The organism is Citrobacter sp. R4, assembly GCF_026719175.1.
In the GTDB taxonomy this organism is placed as follows: Bacteria; Pseudomonadota; Gammaproteobacteria; order Enterobacterales; family Enterobacteriaceae; genus Citrobacter_A; species Citrobacter_A sedlakii.
This window is the reverse complement of record NZ_JAPPSU010000009.1, coordinates 102406-117622: the sequence shown is the minus strand read 5'-3', so window position 1 is coordinate 117622 and position 15217 is coordinate 102406. Positions and strand designations below refer to the sequence as shown.

Sequence of the window (15217 nt, the reverse complement as noted above, 5' to 3'; positions counted from 1 at the left end):
ACCTTAATTTCTTAAGGTTGGCTTAATTTTACTCTGCGAAGATTGGCGCCACTTCGTTGATGGACCTCACCCCATGTTAAAGCGCATATTCAAAAGACCGTCTATCAGCCTGCTCACCTGGCTGCTGCTGGTTTCGTTTTATCTTTCCGTTTGCCTGAATCTCGCCTTTTATAAGCAGGTCATACAGGCTCTACCGCTGGACTCCGCGCGTAACGTGCTGGTCTTTCTGTCGATGCCGGTGGTGGCGTTCAGCGTGATCAACATCGTCCTGACGCTGGCCTCGTTTCTCTGGCTGAACCGCCCGCTGGCCTGCCTGTTTATTTTGATGGGCGCGGCGGCGCAATATTTCATCCTCACCTACGGCATCATCATCGACCGTTCGATGATCGCCAACATGATGGATACCACGCCCGCCGAAACATTCGCCCTGATGACGCCGCAGATGGTGCTTACCCTCGGTCTGAGCGGCATTGTAGCGGCCCTGATCGCCTGCGGGATCAGAATCAGCCCCTCTACGCCGCGTTTGCGCAGCGTACTGGCGCGTGGGATCAGCATTATGATCTCCGTCCTGCTGATCGTCCTGGTCGCCAGCTTTTTTTATAAAGATTACGCCTCGCTGTTTCGCAACAATAAGCAGTTGGTGAAAGCGCTCAGTCCCTCGAACAGTCTGGTGGCCTCCTGGTCCTGGTACGCGCACGAACGGCTGGCTAACCTGCCGCTGGTGCGCATTGGCGAAGATGCCCATCGCACTCCGCAGAGCGTGGACGGCGAACGTAAAAACCTGACCATTTTGATCGTCGGGGAAACCTCGCGGGCGGCAAACTTTTCGCTGGGCGGCTATCCGCGTGAAACCAATCCGCTGCTGACAAAAGATAACGTGGTCTACTTCCCGCGCACCACTTCATGCGGGACTTCTACCGCGGTCTCCGTGCCGTGTATGTTCTCCGGGATGCCGCGCAAGCACTATGACGCAGAGCTGGCGCACCATCAGGAAGGGTTGCTGGATATCATTCAACGCGCGGGTATCAGCGTGCTGTGGAACGATAATGACGGCGGCTGCAAAGGCGCCTGCGACCGCGTACCGCATCAGAATGTCACTACCCTCAACCTGAAAGGCCAGTGCATTGACGGCGAATGTTATGACGACGTGCTGTTTAACGGCCTGGAGTCGTACATCAACCAGTTACAAGGCGATGGGGTCATTGTGTTGCATACCATTGGCAGTCACGGCCCGACGTATTACCACCGCTACCCGCCGCAGTTCAGGAAATTTACCCCAACCTGCGACACCAATGAAATTCAAACCTGCTCACAGCAGCAGCTCATCAATACCTACGATAATACCGTTCTGTATGTCGACTATATTGTTGATAAAACGATTAATATCCTGAAGTCGCATCAGGATAAATTTACCACCAGCCTGGTGTATCTTTCCGACCACGGCGAATCGCTGGGGGAAGATGGCGTGTATTTGCACGGTCTGCCTTACGCCATTGCGCCAGAAACGCAAAAGCATGTGCCGATGCTGCTGTGGCTGTCGCCGGATTATCAGCAACGCTACGGCGTAGACAATGATTGCCTGCAAAAACAGGCGCGGGAACAGGATTACTCGCAGGACAACCTTTTTTCGACCATGCTGGGACTGACCGGCGTGCAGACAACGCAATACCGGCCCGCGGATGACATTCTGCGGACCTGCAGGAGAACCGCTGAATGAAAATACTGATTGTGGAAGACGATACGCTGCTCTTACAGGGGTTGATCCTGGCGGCGCAAACCGAGGGATACGCCTGCGACGGCGTCTCCACCGCACGCGCGGCGGAGCAGTGTCTGGAAAGTGGTCATTACAGCCTGTTGGTGCTGGATCTCGGCCTGCCGGACGAGGACGGCCTGCATTTTCTGGCGCGTATCCGGCAGAAAAAATACACCCTGCCCGTGTTGATCCTGACCGCCCGCGATACGCTCAGCGACAAGATCGCCGGGCTGGACGTGGGCGCCGACGACTATCTGGTGAAACCCTTTGCGCTGGAAGAACTTCATGCCCGCATCCGCGCGCTGCTACGCCGCCACAATAACCAGGGCGAAAGCGAACTGGTGGTCGGCGGTCTGACTCTCAATATGGGGCGTCGCCAGGTCTGGAAAGCCGGCGAGGAGCTGGTGCTGACGCCAAAAGAGTACGCCCTGCTTTCCAGGCTAATGCTGAAAGCCGGCAGCCCGGTGCACCGGGAAATTCTTTATAACGACATTTATAACTGGGACAACGAGCCTTCGACCAACACGCTGGAAGTCCATATCCACAACCTGCGCGACAAGGTCGGTAAGTCGCGCATTCGCACCGTGCGTGGCTTTGGCTACATGCTGGTGGCGACCGCGACCGAGGAAGGCTAAGTGAACCTGACGCGTTTTCTGCGCCGGCCCATGACCCTGCGCCAGCGCCTGATGTTGACCATCGGCGTTATCCTGCTGGTTTTCCAGTTGATCAGCGCCTTCTGGCTCTGGCATGAAAGCACTGAGCAGATTGAGCTGTTTGAGCAGGCGCTACGGGATAACCGCAATAATGACCGCCACATCATGCATGAAATTCGCGAAGCGGTCGCCAGCCTGATCGTCCCCGGCGTGTTGATGGTCAGCCTGACGCTGCTGATCTGTTACCAGGCGGTGCGGCGTATCACCCGGCCGCTCGTCAGCCTGCAAAAAGAGCTGGAGAGCCGCACCGCGGATAACCTGACGCCGATCGACCTTCGCAGTTCAACGCTGGAAATTGAAGCGGTGGTTTCCGCGCTGAACCAACTGGTGAACCGGCTGACCGCGACGCTTGAGAACGAGCGCCTGTTTACCGCCGACGTGGCGCACGAACTGCGAACGCCGCTGGCTGGGGTACGTCTGCATCTCGAACTGCTGTCAAAAGCGCATAATATAGACGTCGCCCCGCTCGTTGCGCGGCTGGATCAGATGATGGACAGCGTCTCGCAGCTGTTACAGTTAGCCCGCGTCGGACAGTCGTTCTCGTCGGGTAATTATCAGCAGGTCCGGCTGCTGGAAGACGTCATCCTGCCGTCCTGGGATGAGCTTAGCACCATGCTGGAACAGCGCGATCAGGCCCTGCTGCTGCCCGAGAGGCGCGACGACGTGACGGTAAAAGGCGACGCCACGCTGCTGCGCATGCTGTTGCGTAACCTGGTGGAAAACGCCCATCGTTACAGTCCCAAAGGGACGACGATCGCGATCACGCTGAACACGGATAAACAGGCCGTCATGGCGGTTGAAGATGAAGGGCCGGGGATCGATGAAAGTCAATGCGGCGAGCTAAGTAAAGCGTTCGTGCGTATGGACAGCCGTTTCGGCGGCGTCGGGCTGGGGCTGAGTATCGTCAGCCGCATCACGCAGTTGCATCGCGGCGAATTTTATTTGCAAAACCGGGTGGATGCGACGGGAACCCGCGCGTCGGTGAGGCTGGAGAAGATCTAATAAGTGGTGACCCAGACGTACAAAAAACTGCTGACAATCAGCACGCTAAAGACAGTGGCGACACGTTCATAAAGACGCTTTTTCATCATACTCTCCTCCAGATTATGAAGGAGAGTATGCCCGTCAGAGATTAAGCAAACCTTAAGACGCCGTTTACTCGTCGATACGTGGATGCTGCTGAACCAGACGAGTCCGTTTCTCCTGGAGTTCAGCAATTTCCTGATCGATATCTTCGATTTTCTGCTCGATGTTATCGTAGTGCTCGCCGAGGATTTCTTTCGCTTCCTGAATGTCAGACGCGGCAGGCGTCGCCCCTTTCAGCGGACGGTTGGCGGTTTCTTTCATGGTCATACCGGTAATGAAACCAATCACCGCAATCACCATCAGGTAATAGGCCGGCATCATCAGGTCCCGGGAGCTTTCCACCAGCCAGGCGGCCAGCGTTGGCGTCAGACCGGCAATCAGCACCGAGATATTAAATGCCGCCGCCAGCGCGCTGTAGCGAATGTGCGTCGGGAACATCGCCGGGAGCGAGGAGGCCATCACGCCGGTGAAGCAGTTCAGGATCACCGCCAGCATCAGCAGACCCGCAAAAATCAGCCCGATCACGTTACTGTTAATCAGGATAAATGCCGGAATCGCCAGCGCAAACAGCGCGATACTGCCCAGAATCACAAACGGGCGGCGACCAAAACGGTCACTCAGCAGCCCCATCACCGGCTGCACAAACAGCATCCCGATCATAATGGCGATAATAATCAGCACACCGTGATCTTCCGAATAGTGCAGGTTATGCGACAGGTAACTCGGCATATAGGTCAGCAGCATGTAATAGGTTACGTTGGTGGCAATCACCAGACCGATACACGCCAGCAGGCTGCGCCAGTGTTTGGTCGCAATCTCTTTAAACGAAACTTTTGGACCTTCCTGCAAGCCTTCGCGGTCGCCCTGCTCCAGTTTTTCGACGTGCTGCTGGAACGCCGGGGTCTCTTCCAGCGCATGGCGCAGGTAAAGCCCGATAATCCCCAGCGGCAGCGCGATAAAGAACGGAATACGCCAGCCCCAATCAAGGAAGTTTGCTTCCCCCACCACCGTGGAGATCAGCACCACGACACCTGCGCCCAGCACGAATCCGGCAATCGAGCCAAAGTCCAGCCAACTGCCCATAAAGCCGCGTTTACGGTCCGGGGAATATTCCGCGACAAAGATCGACGCGCCGGTGTATTCGCCGCCGACCGAGAAGCCCTGCGCCATCTTGCACAGCAGCAGCAGGATAGGCGCCCAGATACCAATAGAAGCGTAGGACGGTATCAGGCCGATACAGAACGTACTGATCGACATAATGACGATGGTGATAGCCAGGATCTTCTGACGCCCATATTTATCGCCGAGCATACCGAAGAACAAACCGCCAAGTGGACGAATCAGGAAGGGAACAGAGAAAGTCGCGAGCGCGGCAATCATTTGCACGCTGGGGTCAGCCCCCGGGAAGAATACTTTACCTAACGCGTAGGCAACGAAGCCATAAACACCAAAATCAAACCATTCCATCGCGTTGCCGAGCGAGGCCGCGGTGATCGCTTTACGCAGTTTACCGTCATCAATAATGGTTACGTCGCGAAGCGTTATCGGTTTTACTTTTTTCCTTTTCAGCATAGCTGTCCTCATAGACTAAGCCCTGTCTCGCTGCATACCGCTTCATTGGCGCAAGCTGCGCGAACGTCACCGTCGAGCGTTGGAATCACGCAGGCGCAATTCCTTTACCAAGCGTAGCAGGTTTACTTACACTGACCGGTTAAGGACTGTACAACCGAACCTGTTGACGCCTGAAGTGGGCGGTTAATGACCTCTTTACCCTACCAGTGTTTAAATTTGTGATCAACTTCACATATATGTTTGTGTTTCGTCAAAGAACGTAAATAAGGTGATCCTCACTCTCTTTTTTGACGTGGCAACGTTGCGATTCTTTTTTGCTTTCGTTGCGATGACATTCATCGTCACGACCAAACATTTCCCGGCGACACTATTAATCTGCTATGTAAATTCCCCTGGCTTTTTTACACCTTGTTTACGTTTATTTTAAATAATCCAAAAGCCGCCGAATGTTTACATTAATTATGTGACAAAGATAACTAAAACACTGTTTCGTTTTCATTGAATCAATATTCCAATGAATGCAAGATAAGAGACGAGGCAACACCACCGGGGAGCGAAAGAGGCCGCCAGCAGGCGCAATCGCTACGTACAACGTAAAGGGAACGCAGTATTTTCTGCGCTTCGCTTCGATATAACAAACTGAATTCAATACCTTTTGCCACCTTGTCCGTTTGTTTCGCGGGTAAGAAGTGAGGACGTTTATGAAAATTAAAGCCACCATAGAACGCATCCCTGGTGGGATGATGTTGATTCCATTACTGCTCGGCGCCGTTTTAAATACCCTGGCGCCAGACACGGGCGCGTATTTCGGTTCATTTACTAAAGGAATGATAAGCGGCACGGTGCCCATTCTGGCGGTATGGTTCTTTTGTATTGGCGCTTCTATCGATCTGCGCGCAACCGGTACGGTATTACGTAAATCCGGTACGTTGGTAATCACGAAAATTGCCGTTGCGTGGGTGGTGGCGATGATCGCCGCCTCGTTTATTCCGGACACCGGCATTCAAACCGGTTTCTTCGCGGGTCTGTCTGTTCTGGCGATTGTTTCCGCAATGGACATGACCAACGGCGGCCTGTACGCCAGCCTGATGAACCAGTACGGCACCAAAGAAGAGTCCGGCGCGTTCGTGCTGATGTCACTGGAGTCCGGTCCGTTGATGACCATGGTCATTCTTGGTTCCGCTGGCCTCGCTTCTTTCGAGCCGCATCACTTTATCGGCGCCGTATTACCGTTCCTGATCGGCTTTGCCCTCGGCAACCTCGACCACGATCTGCGTGCGTTCTTCAGCAAGGCAACGCCAGTACTGATTCCGTTCTTCGGCTTTGCGCTGGGTAACACCATTAACCTGAGCGTGATTGTTGATACAGGTCTGCTGGGCATCATGCTGGGCGTGGCGGTCATCATTATCACCGGTATTCCGTTGATTATTGCCGACCGCGTGATCGGCGGCGGTAACGGTACAGCGGGCGTAGCGGCGTCTTCTGCGGCGGGCGCTGCGGTGGCGAACCCGGTCATTATCGCCCAGATCAACCCGGCGTTTGAGCCCGTCGCGGCTTCCGCGACGGCGCTGGTTGCCGCCAGCGTGATTGTCACCGCCATCCTGGTGCCGATCATCACTGCGCTGTACGCCAAACGCTTCGGCAACGTTCAGCCTCCGGTCAATGCGGAAGAAAAAACCGCTGAATCTATGAATCACTAACCTTCAGTCGCCCTCCCGCTCTGCGCGGGAGGGCGACGTCTAACGACTGCGCCCGCTTCTCTTCGCGCTTTTCACCTCGCTTTCTTCCAGCCCCCTTTCTTAAAACGCGAGTAGTCCCGACAACGTTGGGGATTTTGTGTATAATTGCCGCCTTTTTCGGCAATCTGCCATGCTTTTGGGACGCGTTTGCCCCTGCTGACTTTTGAGGAACTCACCATGTCATTACCTAACTGCCCACAATGCAACTCCGAATACACCTACGAAGACAACGGCATGTATATCTGCCCGGAATGCGCCCACGAATGGAACGATGCCGAACCGGCGCAGGACAGCGATGAGCTGATTGTGAAAGACGCTAACGGCAACCTGCTGGCCGACGGCGACAGCGTGACCGTGATTAAAGATCTGAAGGTGAAAGGCAGTTCTTCGATGCTGAAGATCGGCACCAAAGTGAAAAACATCCGTCTGGTGGAAGGCGATCACAACATTGACTGCAAAATCGACGGTTTCGGCCCGATGAAGCTGAAATCGGAGTTTGTGAAAAAGAACTGATTGTTATCCTGCCTGCCTGATATTGCCCGGTGGCGCTTCGCTTACCGGGCCGGGGGTAACTACACTTAATGGGCTTCCCTTATCAGAGGTCCAGATCATGTCGTTAAGTCCCTATCTCTCTTTTGCTGGCAACTGTGCCGACGCCATTGCGTTTTATCAGCAAACGCTCGGCGCAGAACTGCTCTATAAAATCAGCTTCGGCGAAATGCCCCCGTCGGCGCAGGACAGTCAGGACGGCTGCCCGTCCGCAATGACCTTCCCCGATACCGCCATCGCCCATGCCAATGTGCGTATTGCGGGGAGCGACATTATGATGAGTGATGCCCTACCGTCAGGCACGGCGCACTATTCCGGCTTTACGCTGGTTCTTGACACGCAGGATGTCAACGAAGGAAAACGCTGGTTCGACCGCCTCGCTGCCGAAGGAAAAATTGAAATGGACTGGCAGGAAACCTTTTGGGCGCACGGTTTTGGCAAGGTCAGCGATCGTTACGGCGTCCCGTGGATGATCAACGTCGTTAAGCAGCAGGCAAACGGTTAACCTCGCGGGAGGCCCTGCCTCCCGCCCTGTCATCTGATTCCACTCAATTCTTCATCATCAGGTCATCACAACTTAACCCAAACGTCACATTAATCCGCCACGATGGGGCCACTTTTTTCAGAGAGGCCGCATCATGCAAACGATTATTCGCGTCGAAAAACTCTCCAAAACGTTCAATCAGCAGCAGGCGCTGCACGCCGTCGATCTGAACATCGTTTCCGGTGAGATGGTGGCTCTGCTTGGGCCGTCGGGTTCCGGCAAATCCACCCTTTTACGTCACTTAAGCGGGCTGATCACCGGTGACAAAGCGCCGGGCAGCCACGTCGAGCTGCTTGGTCGCACCGTCCAGCGCGAAGGCCGTCTGGCGCGCGATATCCGCAAAAGCCGCGCCCATACCGGCTATATCTTCCAGCAGTTCAACCTGGTCAATCGCCTGACAGTGCTTGAGAACGTCCTGATTGGCGCGCTCGGCAGCACGCCGTTCTGGCGCACCTGCTTTAGCTGGTTCACCCAGGAACAGAAGCAGCGCGCGTTACAGGCGCTGACCCGCGTCGGCATGGCGCACTTCGCGCACCAGCGCGTTTCTACACTTTCCGGCGGCCAGCAGCAGCGCGTGGCCATCGCCCGCGCCCTGATGCAGCGGGCGAAAGTGATTCTGGCCGACGAGCCGATTGCCTCGCTGGACCCGGAATCCGCACGCATCGTGATGGATACCCTGCGCGACATCAACCAGACCGACGGCATCACCGTCGTCGTCACGCTGCATCAGGTGGATTACGCCCTGCGCTACTGCGAACGCATTGTGGCGCTGCGTCAGGGGCATGTGTTCTACGACGGCAGCAGCCAACACTTCGATAACGATCGCTTTGACCATCTGTACCGCAGCATGAACCGCGTCGAACAGAACGCGCAGGCTGCTTAATTCAAAAAGACCAGGCAAGTGAAATAGCCTGGAACAATGCGAGGATAATATGAATTACAAAACGGTTGCCGCGTTGGCGTTTACCAGCATGTTCAGCGTCAGCACCCTGCTCACCCCGGCACATGCCGAAGAACAGGAAAAAGCGCTGAACTTTGGCATTATTTCGACCGAGTCACAGCAAAACCTGAAACCGCAGTGGGACCCGTTCCTGAAGGATATGGAAAAGAAACTGGGGGTCAAGGTCAATGCCTTCTTCGCCCCGGACTACGCCGGGATCATCCAGGGGATGCGCTTTAACAAAGTGGATCTCGCCTGGTACGGCAATCTTTCCGCGATGGAAGCAGTAGATCGCGCCAACGGCCAGGTCTTCGCCCAGACTGTCGCCGCTGACGGATCGCCCGGCTACTGGAGCGTACTGATCGTCAACAAGGACAGTCCGATCAACACTCTCGACGATCTGATCGCCCAGCGCAAAGATCTCACTTTCGGCAACGGCGATCCTAACTCCACCTCTGGCTATCTGGTTCCCGGGTATTACGTCTTCGCAAAAAACAATATCTCCGCCAGCGACTTCAAACGCACCGTTAACGCCGGTCATGAAACCAACGCACTGGCGGTAGCGAACAAGCAGGTCGACGTCGCCACCAACAACACCGAAAACCTCGACAAGCTGAAAACCTCCGCGCCGGACAAGCTCAAAGAGCTGAAGGTGATCTGGAAGTCGCCGCTGATCCCGGGTGATCCCATCGTCTGGCGGAAAAATCTTTCTGAAACCACCAAGGACAAGGTGTACGACTTCTTTATGAATTACGGCAAAACGCCGGAAGAAAAAAGCGTGCTGGAACGTCTGGGCTGGGCGCCGTTCCGTGCCTCCAGCGACCTGCAACTGGTGCCGATTCGCCAGCTCGCCCTGTTTAAAGAGATGCAGGGCGTGAAGGACAACAAAGGACTGAGCGACGAAGAGAAAGCCAGCAAAACCTCGGCGATTAAAGGGCAACTGGACGATCTCGACCGTCTGACTGCCGCGCTCGGCGCCATGACCAGCGTGAACAAAGCGGTGCAATAACCCCTGGCTGTAGGCCGGATGACGCAGCGCTTATCCGGCCTATACCCGCGTCAAATCGTCGTCACTTAGGGAGCAACTATGCAAACCATTACCGTCCCCCCGCCGAAGCGAAGCTGGTTCTCGCTCTTGAGCTGGGCCATCCTGCTGGCTGTACTGGTCGTGTCGTGGAAAGGCGCCGAAATGGCCCCGCTGACGCTGATTCAGGACTCCGGAAACATGGCGACTTTCGCCGCCGACTTCTTCCCGCCGGACTTCAGCCAGTGGCGGGATTACCTCGGCGAAATGGCCGTCACCCTGCAAATCGCCGTCTGGGGCACCGCGCTGGCGGTCATCCTGTCCATTCCTTTTGGTCTGATGTGCGCCGACAACCTCGTACCGTGGTGGATTTACCAGCCCATGCGCCGTCTGATGGACGCCTGCCGCGCCATCAACGAAATGGTGTTTGCGATGCTGTTCGTGGTCGCCGTCGGTCTCGGCCCGTTTGCGGGCGTGATGGCGCTGTTTATCCACACCACCGGCGTGCTGTCGAAACTGCTTTCCGAAGCGGTCGAAGCTATCGAACCCGGCCCGGTAGAAGGTATCCGCGCCACCGGCGCCAATAAGCTCGAAGAAATTCTCTACGGCGTACTGCCGCAGGTCATGCCGCTGCTCATCTCCTATTCGCTGTACCGCTTTGAGTCCAACGTCCGCTCCGCCACGGTGGTCGGCATGGTGGGCGCAGGCGGCATCGGCGTCACCTTGTGGGAGGCGATACGCGGTTTCCAGTTCCAGCAAACCTGCGCGTTGATGGTGCTCATCATCATCACCGTCAGCCTGCTGGATTTCCTCTCCCAGCGTTTACGTAAGCACTTTATCTGATTCGCGAGGCATTGATGGCTATGCACTTGTCTACACATCCGACCAGTTACCCGACGCGTTATCAGGAGATTGCCGCGAGACTTGAGCAGGAGCTTCGTCAACATTACCGCTGCGGCGACTATCTTCCGGCGGAGCATCAGCTTGCCGCCCGTTATGAGGTGAACCGCCATACCCTGCGCCGGGCCATCGATCAGTTAGTTGAACGCGGCTGGGTGCAGCGTCGTCAGGGTGTCGGCGTGCTGGTACTGATGCGCCCGTTCGACTACCCGCTGAACGCCCAGGCGCGCTTTAGCCAGAATCTGTTGGATCAGGGCAGCCATCCCACCAGCGAAAAGCTGCTGGCGGTACTGCGACCGGCTTCCCGCCACGTTGCTGATGCCCTCAGCGTGCAGGAAGGCGACAACGTCATTCACCTGCGAACGCTACGCCGGGTCAACGGTATCGCCCTGTGCCTGATCGATCACTACTTTTCCGACCTCAGCCTCTGGCCGCTGTTACAGGGCTTCAGTAACGGCTCGCTGCATGACTATCTGCGCGAACAGTCCGGGCTGACGCTGATGCGTACCCAGACGCGCATCAGCGCCCGCCGCGCGCAGGCGAAAGAGAGCAAGGTACTGGAAATCCCGAACATGGCGCCGCTGCTCTGCGTGCGCACCCTGAACCATCGTGAAGGTGAGGAGCAGGCAGCGGAATACTCCGTCAGCCTGACCCGCGCCGACATGATCGAATTCACTATGGAGCACTGAATGCATATCGATACCGCCACCCGCCAGCGCTGGATGCGCGCGTTGTCCTGGAGCAACGCCGAAACGCTGAACGCACTGATGCAGGCGCTGAAGCTGGCGCCGGAATACACGCTTATCCGCGCGCCGGAAACCGGTCTGATGCAGATCCAGGCGCGCATGGGCGGCACCGGCAACCGTTTCTTTGCCGGCGATACCACGCTCACCCGCGCGGTGGTGCGCCTGAACAGCGGCACGCTCGGCTACAGCTACCTGCTGGGACGCAATAAACAGCACGCCGAACGGTGCGCCGTCGTCGACGCGCTGTTACAGGAGCTGGCCCATTTTCAGACGCTCATGGAAACCTTAATCGCCCCGCTGGAGGCCGAACGCGAGGCGCAAATCGCTGCCCGCCGCGCTGAAGTGAACGCCAGCCGGGTCGACTTCTTTACGCTGGTACGCGGAGATAACGAATGACACGATCCACGGAACTACAAACCGCCTTTACCCTGCCCGTTCAGGACGCGCAGCAGAGCTTTCGCCGCCTGCTGAAAGCAATGAGCGAACCGGGCGTGATTGTCGCCCTGCATCAGCTTAAGCACGGCTGGCAACCGTTGAACCTTGCCACCACCAGCGTCCTGCTGACCCTGGTCGATGGCGACACGCCGGTATGGCTGTCACCTGCGGTGAACAACGACATCGCCAGCCAGAACCTGCGTTTTCATACTCAGGCGCCATTGGTCGAGCAGCCGCAGCTGGCAGCGTTTGCCGTCACCGACGAGCGCATCAGCCGCGAGCAGCTTAACGCCCTTTCTGCGGGTTCCGCCGTGGCGCCGGAAACCAGCGCCACGCTGATCGTCCAGGTCACCAGCCTCAGCGGCGGGCGGATGCTGCGCCTGACCGGGGCGGGGATCGCCGAAGAACGGATGATCGCGCCGCAGTTACCGGACTGTCTGATCCACGAACTGACCGAACGCCCGCATCCCTTCCCGCTGGGCGTCGATCTGATACTTACCTGCGGCGAGCGCCTGCTGGCCATCCCTCGCACTACCCACGTGGAGGTGTGCTGATGTACGTCGCCGTTAAAGGGGGCGAGAAGGCGATAGCCAACGCCCATGCGCTCCAGGAGAACCGCCGTCGGGGCGATGCCGCCATCGGCGAACTGAGCGTGGCGCAGATTGAACAGCAGATGAACCTGGCGGTTGACCGGGTGATGACCGAAGGCGGTATCGCCGACCGCGAACTGGCGGCGCTGGCGCTGAAACAGGCCTGCGGAGATAACGTCGAAGCCATCTTCCTGCTGCGCGCCTACCGCACCACGCTGGCGAAGCTGGCGGTGAGCGAACCGCTGAACAGCGCGGAGATGCGCCTGGAGCGGCGTATTTCCGCCGTCTATAAAGACATTCCCGGCGGGCAGCTTTTAGGCCCGACTTACGACTACACCCATCGCCTGCTCGATTTCACCCTGCTGGCGAACGGCGAAACGCCGCCTCTGCGCACCGCCGATCACCCAACGGAACCCGCGCCGCACGTCTTTTCCCTGCTGGCGAAGCAGGGGCTGGCAAAGCGCGAAGAGGATACCGGCGCACAGCCGGACGATATCACCCGCACACCGCCGGTCTACCCCTGCTCGCGCGCCTCACGCCTGCAACAGCTCATGCGCGGCGACGAAGGCTACCTGCTGGCGCTGGCCTATTCCACCCAGCGCGGTTATGGCCGCAACCACCCGTTCGCGGCGGAGATCCGCAGCGGCTACGTTGAGCTGGAAACGGTGCCGGAAGAGCTGGGATTCGCGGTAAACGTTGGCGAACTGCTGGTGACCGAATGCGAGATGGTCAACGGCTTCGTCGCCCCGGACAATGATGCGCCTCACTTCACCCGCGGCTACGGGCTGGTGTTCGGCATGAGCGAACGCAAAGCCATGGCGATGGCGCTGGTGGATCGCGCGCTACAGGCACCAGACTACGATGAAACGGTCACAGGACCGGCGCAGGACGAGGAGTTCGTGCTGGCGCATGCGGATAACGTCGAGGCGGCGGGTTTTGTTTCGCACCTCAAGCTCCCTCATTACGTCGATTTCCAGGCCGAGCTGGAACTGCTTAAACGCCTGCAACAGGAGGCCGACCGTGACGACTAACCTCTCCGGCTACAACTTTGCGTACCTTGATGAACAGACCAAACGCATGATCCGCCGCGCTATCCTGAAGGCGGTGGCGATCCCTGGCTATCAGGTGCCGTTCGGCGGCCGCGAAATGCCGATGCCCTACGGCTGGGGCACCGGCGGCATTCAGATCACCGCCAGCGTGATCGGCGAACCGGACGTGCTGAAAGTGATCGACCAGGGCGCCGACGACACCACCAACGCGGTGTCGATCCGCAACTTTTTTAAGCGCGTCACCGGCGTAAACACCACCGAACGTACGGAAGACGCGACGCTGATCCAGACCCGCCATCGGATCCCGGAAACGCCGCTGACCGAAGATCAGATCCTGATCTTCCAGGTGCCGATCCCAGAGCCGCTGCGCTTTATCGAACCGCGCGAAACCGAAACCCGCACCATGCATGCGCTGGAAGAGTACGGCGTAATGCAGGTGAAACTGTACGAAGATATCGCCCGCTTCGGCCACATCGCCACCACCTACGCCTATCCGGTGAAGGTGAACGGGCGCTACGTGATGGACCCGTCGCCGATCCCCAAATTCGATAACCCGAAAATGGACAGGATGCCCGCTCTGCAACTGTTTGGCGCCGGGCGCGAAAAGCGCATCTACGCCGTACCGCCGTACACCCGCGTGGAGAGTCTCGATTTCGACGATCATCCGTTCAGCGTCCAGACCTGGAATGAGCCGTGCGCCATTTGCGGGTCAACCCATAGCTATCTCGACGAAGTGGTGCTCGACGACAGCGGCAAACGGATGTTTGTCTGCTCCGACACCGACTACTGCCGCCAACAGAGTGAGGCCCAACGCCAATGACGCAGCCGCTGCTTTCAGTGAATCACCTGACCCACCTTTACGCGCCGGGCAAAGGCTTCAGCGATGTCTCGTTTGACCTGTGGCCGGGCGAAGTGCTGGGCATTGTCGGGGAGTCCGGTTCCGGTAAAACCACCCTGCTGAAGTCAATCTCTTCGCGCCTGACGCCGCAGTCCGGCGAGATCCAGTATCAGAACCGTTCGCTGTATTCGATGAGCGAGGCCGACCGTCGCCGCCTGCTGCGCACCGAATGGGGCGTGGTGCATCAGCATCCGCTGGACGGCCTGCGACGCCAGGTCTCAGCGGGAGGCAACATCGGCGAACGGCTGATGGCGACCGGCGCGCGCCACTACGGCGAAATCCGCGCTACCGCGCAAAAATGGCTCGAAGAAGTGGAAATTCCGGCCTCGCGCATTGATGACCTGCCGACCACCTTCTCCGGCGGAATGCAGCAGCGTTTGCAAATCGCCCGCAATCTGGTCACCCATCCAAAGCTGGTGTTTATGGATGAACCGACCGGCGGGCTGGACGTTTCGGTGCAGGCCAAACTGCTGGACCTGCTGCGCGGGCTGGTGGTGGAGCTGGATCTGGCGGTGGTGATTGTCACCCACGATTTGGGCGTTGCGCGCCTGCTGGCGGACCGTCTGCTGGTGATGAAGCAGGGCCAGGTGGTGGAAAGTGGATTAACCGACCGCGTGCTCGACGATCCGCATCATCCGTACACGCAGTTGCTGGTGTCGTCGGTATTACAGAATTAAGA

The 15217-nt window shown here is 57.6% G+C and carries 17 protein-coding genes; 15 read left to right on the top strand and 2 right to left on the bottom strand.

What is annotated here, in order from left to right:
* Positions 1-73 precede the first annotated feature (73 nt).
* Genes eptA through pmrB form a run of 3 tightly spaced genes read left to right on the top strand, consistent with a single transcriptional unit; the run spans position 74 to position 3468 of the window.
* Positions 74-1717 (top strand): phosphoethanolamine transferase EptA, encoded by a 1644-nt coding sequence (eptA, locus tag OOJ60_RS17890; protein WP_181822165.1) that lies wholly within the window; start codon positions 74-76, stop codon positions 1715-1717.
* A complete protein-coding gene (basR, locus tag OOJ60_RS17885) occupies positions 1714-2388 on the top strand; it encodes a two-component system response regulator BasR (RefSeq protein ID WP_042291047.1) in 675 nt (224 codons plus the stop codon). The genes eptA and basR overlap by 4 nt, the downstream gene beginning before the upstream one ends.
* On the top strand, positions 2389-3468 hold the full coding sequence (gene pmrB, locus OOJ60_RS17880; RefSeq protein ID WP_181822166.1) for a two-component system sensor histidine kinase PmrB: 1080 nt from the start codon (positions 2389-2391) through the stop codon (positions 3466-3468).
* On the opposite strand, the gene pmrR is transcribed toward pmrB, so the two are convergent.
* Positions 3465-3557, bottom strand: a complete 93-nt coding sequence (gene pmrR, locus OOJ60_RS17875; RefSeq protein ID WP_060570378.1) for an LpxT activity modulator PmrR — start codon at positions 3555-3557, stop codon at positions 3465-3467. The two genes, pmrB and pmrR, sit on opposite strands and share 4 nt — an antisense overlap.
* Positions 3558-3621: 64 nt before the next feature.
* Complete coding sequence (gene proP, locus OOJ60_RS17870; RefSeq protein WP_042291054.1) at positions 3622-5124, bottom strand: glycine betaine/L-proline transporter ProP; 1503 nt, start codon at positions 5122-5124, stop codon at positions 3622-3624.
* 701 nt (positions 5125-5825) lie between these two features.
* Between proP and kdgT the strand changes: the two genes are divergently transcribed.
* From kdgT to phnK, 12 genes are all read left to right on the top strand, one after another.
* Positions 5826-6824: a 2-keto-3-deoxygluconate transporter gene (kdgT, locus tag OOJ60_RS17865; RefSeq protein ID WP_042291058.1), complete on the top strand. Its 999-nt coding sequence runs from the start codon at positions 5826-5828 to the stop codon at positions 6822-6824.
* A gap of 216 nt (positions 6825-7040) precedes the next feature.
* Complete coding sequence (locus OOJ60_RS17860; RefSeq protein ID WP_042291061.1) at positions 7041-7376, top strand: zinc ribbon domain-containing protein YjdM; 336 nt, start codon at positions 7041-7043, stop codon at positions 7374-7376.
* Positions 7377-7473: 97 nt separating this feature from the next.
* The gene (yjdN, locus tag OOJ60_RS17855) at positions 7474-7917 is read left to right on the top strand and encodes a VOC family metalloprotein YjdN (protein ID WP_181822167.1); all 444 of its coding nucleotides are present in this window, start codon (positions 7474-7476) and stop codon (positions 7915-7917) included.
* Between the two features lie 133 nt (positions 7918-8050).
* The gene (gene phnC / locus OOJ60_RS17850) at positions 8051-8839 is read left to right on the top strand and encodes a phosphonate ABC transporter ATP-binding protein (protein WP_042291065.1); all 789 of its coding nucleotides are present in this window, start codon (positions 8051-8053) and stop codon (positions 8837-8839) included.
* 49 nt (positions 8840-8888) lie between these two features.
* Positions 8889-9905 carry a phosphonate ABC transporter substrate-binding protein gene (gene phnD / locus OOJ60_RS17845; protein WP_060570379.1) on the top strand — a complete coding sequence of 339 codons (1017 nt, stop codon included), beginning with the start codon at positions 8889-8891 and terminating at the stop codon, positions 9903-9905.
* 78 nt (positions 9906-9983) lie between these two features.
* Positions 9984-10763 (top strand): phosphonate ABC transporter, permease protein PhnE, encoded by a 780-nt coding sequence (phnE, locus tag OOJ60_RS17840; RefSeq protein ID WP_042291069.1) that lies wholly within the window; start codon positions 9984-9986, stop codon positions 10761-10763.
* 20 nt (positions 10764-10783) lie between these two features.
* Entirely contained in the window at positions 10784-11509 is a 726-nt protein-coding gene (gene phnF, locus OOJ60_RS17835) for a phosphonate metabolism transcriptional regulator PhnF (RefSeq protein ID WP_200036053.1), read from the top strand.
* Positions 11510-11962: a phosphonate C-P lyase system protein PhnG gene (gene phnG / locus OOJ60_RS17830; protein ID WP_200036052.1), complete on the top strand. Its 453-nt coding sequence runs from the start codon at positions 11510-11512 to the stop codon at positions 11960-11962. It begins immediately after the preceding gene.
* Complete coding sequence (phnH, locus tag OOJ60_RS17825; RefSeq protein ID WP_042291077.1) at positions 11959-12555, top strand: phosphonate C-P lyase system protein PhnH; 597 nt, start codon at positions 11959-11961, stop codon at positions 12553-12555. Before phnG ends, phnH begins: the two co-directional genes overlap by 4 nt.
* Positions 12555-13622 (top strand): carbon-phosphorus lyase complex subunit PhnI, encoded by a 1068-nt coding sequence (locus tag OOJ60_RS17820; RefSeq protein ID WP_205612955.1) that lies wholly within the window; start codon positions 12555-12557, stop codon positions 13620-13622. The genes phnH and OOJ60_RS17820 overlap by 1 nt, the downstream gene beginning before the upstream one ends.
* Before the next feature lie 46 nt (positions 13623-13668).
* Positions 13669-14460: an alpha-D-ribose 1-methylphosphonate 5-phosphate C-P-lyase PhnJ gene (gene phnJ, locus OOJ60_RS17815; RefSeq protein WP_060570450.1), complete on the top strand. Its 792-nt coding sequence runs from the start codon at positions 13669-13671 to the stop codon at positions 14458-14460.
* Positions 14457-15215 carry a phosphonate C-P lyase system protein PhnK gene (phnK, locus tag OOJ60_RS17810; RefSeq protein WP_205612954.1) on the top strand — a complete coding sequence of 253 codons (759 nt, stop codon included), beginning with the start codon at positions 14457-14459 and terminating at the stop codon, positions 15213-15215. Before phnJ ends, phnK begins: the two co-directional genes overlap by 4 nt.
* Positions 15216-15217 lie beyond the last annotated feature (2 nt).

Bases quoted from the DNA above. Each gene is read 5' to 3' on its own strand.
- eptA (WP_181822165.1), top strand. From the start codon at position 74: ATGTTAAAGCGCATATTCAAAAGACCGTCTATCAGCCTGCTCACCTGG.
- basR (WP_042291047.1), top strand. From the start codon at position 1,714: ATGAAAATACTGATTGTGGAAGACGATACGCTGCTCTTACAGGGGTTG.
- pmrR (WP_060570378.1), bottom strand. From the start codon at position 3,557: ATGATGAAAAAGCGTCTTTATGAACGTGTCGCCACTGTCTTTAGCGTG.
- proP (WP_042291054.1), bottom strand. From the start codon at position 5,124: ATGCTGAAAAGGAAAAAAGTAAAACCGATAACGCTTCGCGACGTAACC.
- kdgT (WP_042291058.1), top strand. From the start codon at position 5,826: ATGAAAATTAAAGCCACCATAGAACGCATCCCTGGTGGGATGATGTTG.
- OOJ60_RS17860 (WP_042291061.1), top strand. From the start codon at position 7,041: ATGTCATTACCTAACTGCCCACAATGCAACTCCGAATACACCTACGAA.
- yjdN (WP_181822167.1), top strand. From the start codon at position 7,474: ATGTCGTTAAGTCCCTATCTCTCTTTTGCTGGCAACTGTGCCGACGCC.
- phnC (WP_042291065.1), top strand. From the start codon at position 8,051: ATGCAAACGATTATTCGCGTCGAAAAACTCTCCAAAACGTTCAATCAG.
- phnD (WP_060570379.1), top strand. From the start codon at position 8,889: ATGAATTACAAAACGGTTGCCGCGTTGGCGTTTACCAGCATGTTCAGC.
- phnE (WP_042291069.1), top strand. From the start codon at position 9,984: ATGCAAACCATTACCGTCCCCCCGCCGAAGCGAAGCTGGTTCTCGCTC.
- phnF (WP_200036053.1), top strand. From the start codon at position 10,784: ATGCACTTGTCTACACATCCGACCAGTTACCCGACGCGTTATCAGGAG.
- phnG (WP_200036052.1), top strand. From the start codon at position 11,510: ATGCATATCGATACCGCCACCCGCCAGCGCTGGATGCGCGCGTTGTCC.
- phnH (WP_042291077.1), top strand. From the start codon at position 11,959: ATGACACGATCCACGGAACTACAAACCGCCTTTACCCTGCCCGTTCAG.
- OOJ60_RS17820 (WP_205612955.1), top strand. From the start codon at position 12,555: ATGTACGTCGCCGTTAAAGGGGGCGAGAAGGCGATAGCCAACGCCCAT.
- phnJ (WP_060570450.1), top strand. From the start codon at position 13,669: ATGATCCGCCGCGCTATCCTGAAGGCGGTGGCGATCCCTGGCTATCAG.
- phnK (WP_205612954.1), top strand. From the start codon at position 14,457: ATGACGCAGCCGCTGCTTTCAGTGAATCACCTGACCCACCTTTACGCG.